Origin of the sequence: Streptomyces sp. TRM64462 (assembly GCF_013362995.1) — a bacterium.
Taxonomy (GTDB): Bacteria; Actinomycetota; Actinomycetes; order Streptomycetales; family Streptomycetaceae; genus Streptomyces.
In genome coordinates this window covers 1-5,856 of sequence record NZ_JABWDV010000097.1, presented here as the reverse complement: position 1 = coordinate 5,856, position 5,856 = coordinate 1, and the positions used below count along the sequence as shown (strand labels likewise).

Here is a 5,856-nt window from a genome sequence, read left to right as displayed (position 1 = left end):
CTGTCCGTGGCCGCGCCGGGGCTGCCCGCCCCGCACGACCCTAAGACGGAACCCGGCGAGCCGGCACCGCTCCGGCCGCCGGACGACGCGATGTGGGGTCCCGCCCAGAGGCGGCTCGGGGCCGACGAGATCGCGCTGCAGTGGGCGGTGTGGCGGGAGCAGCTCGGCGACGGCGACTTCGCGCCCGCCGGGGAGCACCCGGCGGAGGCGCGGGCGGACGCGGCACCTGCCGGGACCGGCGGTCACGGCGAGCCCGGCGGAACCGGTGGACCGGGTGGACCGGGTGGATCCACTGGATCGGGTGCGTCCGGGCGGTCCGGGGTCCCCGCCGGGTCGGGCGAGGTGGTGCGGCGCGTGCTGGCCGAGGCGCAGCGCTATCTGGAGGATCCGCCGCCGCCCGGGCGTGTGCGGTCGAGCTTCGCGCCGGGCGGGGCCCGGACCCTGCGGGTCGACGGTCCGGGGTGGTCGCTCGTGGCGCGGACGGACGACATCGCGTTCGTCCTCCTCGACGAGCGGCCGCGGGAGGTGCTGCCCGTGGGGCGCGGTGCTCGGCTGCCCGTGCTGCTGGCGGGGCTCGACGCCATGGCGGTCCGCCCGGGCTGAGCGTGACCGGCCGGGGTGCCGCCTCGCGTGCACGGGCCGGTCAGCGGCCGAGCTCCTTGCGCGTGACCCGGCGCAGGCGGCGCCGCTGGCCCGGGTCGAGGGCCAGGTAGGCCGCTATGGGTACGCCGACCACGACCAGCAGGGACATCCAGAAGCCGATCAGTGGCATGAGCAGCAGACCGACGGCCACGCCCCCGATCACGATCTTGGTTCTCGTCGTCATGCGCGACGCCTCCTTCTCGGCTGCCGTGGCGACCGCAGCCGCTTCCTGCTGTGTGAACGGCCGGCCGCGCCGTACGGTTCCAGCCGGCCTCATCCGGATCCGGACCCGGACGGGTTCAGCCCTCCCTGAGGGGCTCGCCCACCGCGTGGAGGTGGACGAGCGCCTGGCGGTACGAGTCCACCGCGCCCGTCTCCGTGTACGGGATGCCGAGCGCCTCGCAGTGGGTGCGTACGAGGGGCTGGGCCAGCCGCAGGTGGGGCCGGGGCATGCTCGGGAAGAGGTGGTGCTCGATCTGGTAGTTGAGCCCGCCGAGGAGCCAGTCGGTGACGAGGCCGCCGCGGACGTTGCGGGACGTCAGGACCTGGCGGCGCAGGTGCCCCCAGCGCCGGTCGTCGCCGTCCTGCCCCGGCATCGCCATGCCCTTGTGATTGGGTGCGAACGCCATGCCCAGGTGCAGGCCGAGGAGCATCTGGTGGATCAGCGCGAAGACGAGCGCCTGGCCAGGGGACATGGTGGCGATCAGCAGGGCCGCGTAGCCGACGACGTGGGCGACGAGCAGTCCGCCCTCGACGAGGCGGTCCCGGCGGGCTCCAGGTGTCCCGTCGCGGGCGTCGTCTTCGCGCGCGGAGAACACGGCTCGGAAGCCGTACACCTTGAGGGCCAGGCCTTCGAGGGTGGTGAGGGGGAAGAAGAGCCAGGCCTGGTGGCGGGTGAGCCAGCCGCGCAGGCCGGTGCGGCCGGCGGTCTGGTGGCCCGCGAAGACGAGGATGTCGGGGGCGACGTCGGGGTCCTTGTCCAGGTGGTTGGGGTTCGCGTGGTGGCGGTTGTGCTTGTCGTTCCACCACTCCTGGCTCATGCCGAGGAGCAGGTTGGCGTGGAACAGCTGGAGGAGCCGGTTCGTGCGGCGCCGGGTGGCGATCTGGGCGTGTCCGGCGTCGTGGGCGATGAAGCCGGTCCTGGCCGAGAACACCGCCAGCGGCACGGCGAGCAGCAGGGACCAGGGCGAGTGCCCGAACAGCACCAGGCCGGCGGCGGTCACGGCCAGTGCGAGGAGGTTGACGGTGATTCCGGCGGCGTACCAGCCGGGGCGCCGTTCGAGCAGTCCGCGCTCCTTCACGGCACGCAGAAGGGGCGTGAACTCGCTGCCTGCCGCGCCGACGCGTGCGGGTGCCTGCGGGCTCTCGGGCGGGGTGGCGGCGATGGCCTGGGGCATGGTGGTCTCCGGGTCCGTTGGCCGGGGCTCGCACCGCCGGTTCGACGGCCGGCGTGCGATGGTCCGACGAACCTACGGGCGGGCCGAGCGCCCGGACCATGGCGGCAGCACCCCGCCGTGCACGGGGGCTCCCCCTCCCCCGTCCGGGGGCTGCCCCGCCTTCGTGACCTGGATCACTCGCGGAATGTGTCCTTCCTGGCGGGTGGGCGGGTAATCTCGGCCGCTCCGACTCGCACTAGTCAAATTTGAGGAATGCGTCAGCGCTGTGCATTGGGACTCCTCTCTCTCCGATCTCTCTGATCTCTCCGATCTCTCCGGCCCTTCCGGCCTTGCCCGCTGTTCCGCCGTCTTCCTGCCCTCCGATCCACCACGGTCCGGCCGTATCGCCTTCTGGTCGCCCGACGGGGACCTCGCCGGGCCGACCGATGAGGTGACGGTCGTCGGCCCTGACGCCTGTGCGCGTACGGTGGCGGCGCGTTGTGTGCCCGTACGGGACGCGCTGCCGCTGCTGACCCGTGCGCGGGTCACGGCGGACGTCTCGCCCTCGACCGCGCTCTGGGGCGCGGCCGCCCTGCTGGCGCTGCACCTGGTGGCGCGCGGACGGCTGCTGCCCGGGCTGAGCCCCGACGGGTACGACGCGTGGCGGGCCGGTCCGCTCGGGCCCGACGACCTGGAGCGGCTGCGCCGGCTGGCCGCGTCGATGCCCCCGAGCGCCCACGCGGTGCCCGCCGGGACGGCCGGCGACGGCGCCGTGCTGCTCCCGGATCCCGAGGCGCTGCTGCGGGCGTTCCTGGACGCGGTGGCGGATGCGCTGCCCCGGACACCGGCGGCGCCGCTCGCGGCGGGAGGAACGGCGTTCGCCGCGGACGAGCCGCAGCACGTGCCCGGGCTGGGCCAGTGGGCGGCGGACGTGGCGGCGGGGCACGACGCGGGCGTGCGGCTCTCGCTCCGGGTGGAGGTGTCGGGCCTCGACGAGCCCGGCGGGGACGTCGAGGCCCTGGGCCGGCCGCCCGCCTTCCGTGCCGTACCGCAACTCCACAGCGTCGCGGATCCGGCGCTCGTCGCGGATGCCGCCGCTGTGTGGTCCGGCTCGGCCGGTGAGGCGTTCGGGGCGCACGCGGGCAGGGACGCGCTGCTCGCGCTGCGCCGCGCTGCCCGTGTCTGGCCGGCCTTGTCTCCCCTGATGTCGGCGGCCGTGCCGGACTCCCTCGACCTGGCCGACGAGGAGGTCGCCGAACTCCTCGGCGCGGCCGGGCGGGCCCTCGCCCGGTCGGGCGTTCAGGTGCACTGGCCGCGGCATCTGGCCCGGTCGCTGACCACGCGCGCGGAGATCGGGCCGGTCGAGCACGCGGGCGGTGCCGGGGACGGACGTTCCGGGGCGGACACATGGGGTTCTGACGTCCCGTCGTTCCTGTCCCCCGGCGCACTGCTGGCGTTCGACTGGCGGTTCGCGCTGGGCGACGAGCCGCTGAGCCGCGCCGAGCTGGACCGGCTGGCGGAGGCCGCACGGCCCCTCGTGCGGCTGCGGGACCGATGGGTCCTGGTCGACCCGGAGGAGGTACGGCGCGCCCGCGCCCACCGCGACCGCAAGGTCGGCCCGGTCGAGGCGCTCGGCGCCGTACTGACGGGCACGGCGGAGGTGGACGGCCACCGGGTCGAGGTCGAGCCGTCCGGGTGGCTGCGGCGGCTGCGCGACCTCCTGGCCGACCCGGAGGGCACGTCGCCTTCGGCGGAGCACCCGGAGGCCGGGCGGCAGCCGGACGGGCTGGCCGCGACGCTGCGCGGCTACCAGCTGCGCGGGCTCGACTGGCTTCACCGTATGACCTCGCTCGGCCTCGGCGCGTGCCTGGCGGACGACATGGGCCTGGGCAAGACCGTCACCCTGATCGCGCTGCACCTGCGCCGCCAGACCGAGGCGGCCTCCGCGGGGCCCACGCTGGTGGTCTGTCCGACGTCGCTCATGGGCAACTGGCAGCGGGAGATCGAGAAGTTCGCGCCGGGCACGCGCGTGCGGAGGTTCCACGGTCCCGGTCGCGGCCTGGACGACCTGCCGACGGGTGCGGACGCCGGGTTCGTGCTCACCACGTACGGGACGATGCGGCTCGACGCCGCCCGCCTCGCGCGCGTGGACTGGGGCATGCTTGTCGCGGACGAGGCGCAGCACGTGAAGAACCCGTATGCGGCGACGGCCCGTCAGCTGCGCGCCGTCGGCGCCCGCGCGCGCGTGGCGCTCACCGGCACGCCGGTCGAGAACAACCTGTCGGAGCTGTGGGCGATCCTCGACTGGACGACGCCCGGTCTGCTCGGGCGTCTCGGTACGTTCCGCAGCCGGTACGCGCAGGCCGTCGAGGGCGGCGGCGACCCGGCCGCCGCGGAGCGGCTCGCCCGGCTGGTGCGGCCCTTCCTGCTGCGGCGCCGCAAGTCGGACCCGGGGATCGCGCCGGAGCTGCCGCCGAAGACGGAGACGGACCGTGCGGTGTCCCTGACACCGGAGCAGACCGGCCTGTACGAGGCGGTCGTCCGCGAGACCCTGGCGGCGATCGCGGAAGCGGACGGCATGGAGCGGCGCGGTCTGGTGGTCACGTTGCTGACCGCGCTCAAGCAGATCTGCAACCACCCCGCGCAGTATCTGAAGGAGGAGCGGCCCAGGCTCACGGGCCGGTCCGGGAAGCTGGAACTCCTCGACGAGCTGCTGGACACACTGCTCGCCGAGGGGTCGAGCGTGCTGATGTTCACGCAATACGTGCGGATGGCGCGGCTGCTGGAGGAGCATCTGGCGGCGCGGGGCGTGCCGGCGCAACTGCTCCACGGAGGTACACCGATCGGGGAACGCGAGGCGATGGTGAACCGTTTCCAGGACGGGGAAGTACCGGTGTTCCTGCTGTCGTTGAAGGCCGCCGGGACGGGGCTGAACCTGACGCGGGCGGGCCATGTCGTGCACTACGACCGCTGGTGGAATCCGGCGGTGGAGGCACAGGCGACGGACCGGGCGTACCGGATCGGGCAGACGCAGCCCGTGCAGGTGCACCGGCTGATCGCCGAGGGCACGGTCGAGGACCGTATCGCGGCCATGCTGGCCCGCAAGCGGAGGCTGGCGGACGCCGTACTCGGCGGTGCGGGCGAGGCGGCGCTGACGGAGCTCACCGATGCCGAGCTGGCGGAGCTGGTGGAGCTGCGCGGCGCGGGCACGGAGGGCGCCGGGGGTGGAGTGAGCAGCGTGATCAGTGTGAGCGGAGTGAACGGAACGTACGGAACGGACGGAGGGCGTGGGCGATGAGTGGTGAGTACGGCGACGAGCTGACGTTCGCCGCGCTGCCGCCCTCGCGGGGGCGGGGCTTCGTGGAGAGCTGGTGGGGCCGGGCGTGGCTGCAGGCCCTGGAGGACACGGCCCTCGACGGGCAGCAGCTGAAGAAGGGGCGGGCCCGGGCGCGGGCCGGGGCCGTGGGGGCCGTGTCGGTGCGGGCCGGGCGGATCACCGCGGTCGTCAAGGACCGGGACGGCACGGCGCAGCGCGCAGATGTGCTGGTGCAGGAGCTGTCGGACGCCGACTGGGACCGTTTCCTGGACACGGCGGTGGAGCGGGCGGGTCATGTCGCCGCGCTCCTCGACCGGGACATGCCGCCGCCTTTGGTGGAGGACGCCGCGGCGGCCGGTGTGGATCTGCTGCCGGGCGTGGGCGATCTGGAGCCGGAGTGCGCCTGCGGCGCCTGGGACCACTGCCCGCACACGGCGGCGCTGAGCTATCAGGTGGCGCGGCTGCTCGACCGTGACCCGTTCGTGCTGCTGCTGATACGGGGACGGTCGGAGCAGCGGCTGC

Annotated in this window: 3 protein-coding genes and 2 pseudogenes; 3 read left to right on the top strand and 2 right to left on the bottom strand. The window is 74.5% G+C overall.

Features of this window, described 5'->3' with window-relative positions; translation table 11 throughout:
• Positions 1-603 (top strand): annotated as a pseudogene (locus HTZ82_RS04790) (hypothetical protein); the annotation flags it as partial.
• Positions 604-643: 40 nt separating this feature from the next.
• Here the strand turns inward: HTZ82_RS04790 and HTZ82_RS04785 are convergent.
• Both HTZ82_RS04785 and HTZ82_RS04780 read right to left on the bottom strand, forming a co-directional pair.
• The gene (locus HTZ82_RS04785) at positions 644-826 is read right to left on the bottom strand and encodes a hypothetical protein (RefSeq protein WP_175408006.1); all 183 of its coding nucleotides are present in this window, start codon (positions 824-826) and stop codon (positions 644-646) included.
• Between the two features lie 115 nt (positions 827-941).
• Positions 942-2,039, bottom strand: a complete 1,098-nt coding sequence (locus HTZ82_RS04780; protein WP_175408005.1) for an acyl-CoA desaturase — start codon at positions 2,037-2,039, stop codon at positions 942-944.
• Between the two features lie 265 nt (positions 2,040-2,304).
• Here HTZ82_RS04780 and HTZ82_RS04775 point away from each other — a divergent pair, with 265 nt between their 5' ends.
• Complete coding sequence (locus tag HTZ82_RS04775) at positions 2,305-5,316, top strand: DEAD/DEAH box helicase (RefSeq protein WP_175408004.1); 3,012 nt, start codon at positions 2,305-2,307, stop codon at positions 5,314-5,316.
• Positions 5,313-5,856 (top strand): annotated as a pseudogene (locus tag HTZ82_RS04770) (SWF or SNF family helicase); the annotation flags it as partial. The gene HTZ82_RS04775 and the pseudogene HTZ82_RS04770, both read left to right, overlap by 4 nt.

Excerpts from the sequence above, each read along its gene's own strand:
- HTZ82_RS04780 (WP_175408005.1), bottom strand. The coding sequence starts at position 2,039 with ATGCCCCAGGCCATCGCCGCCACCCCGCCCGAGAGCCCGCAGGCACCC.
- HTZ82_RS04785 (WP_175408006.1), bottom strand. The coding sequence starts at position 826 with ATGACGACGAGAACCAAGATCGTGATCGGGGGCGTGGCCGTCGGTCTG.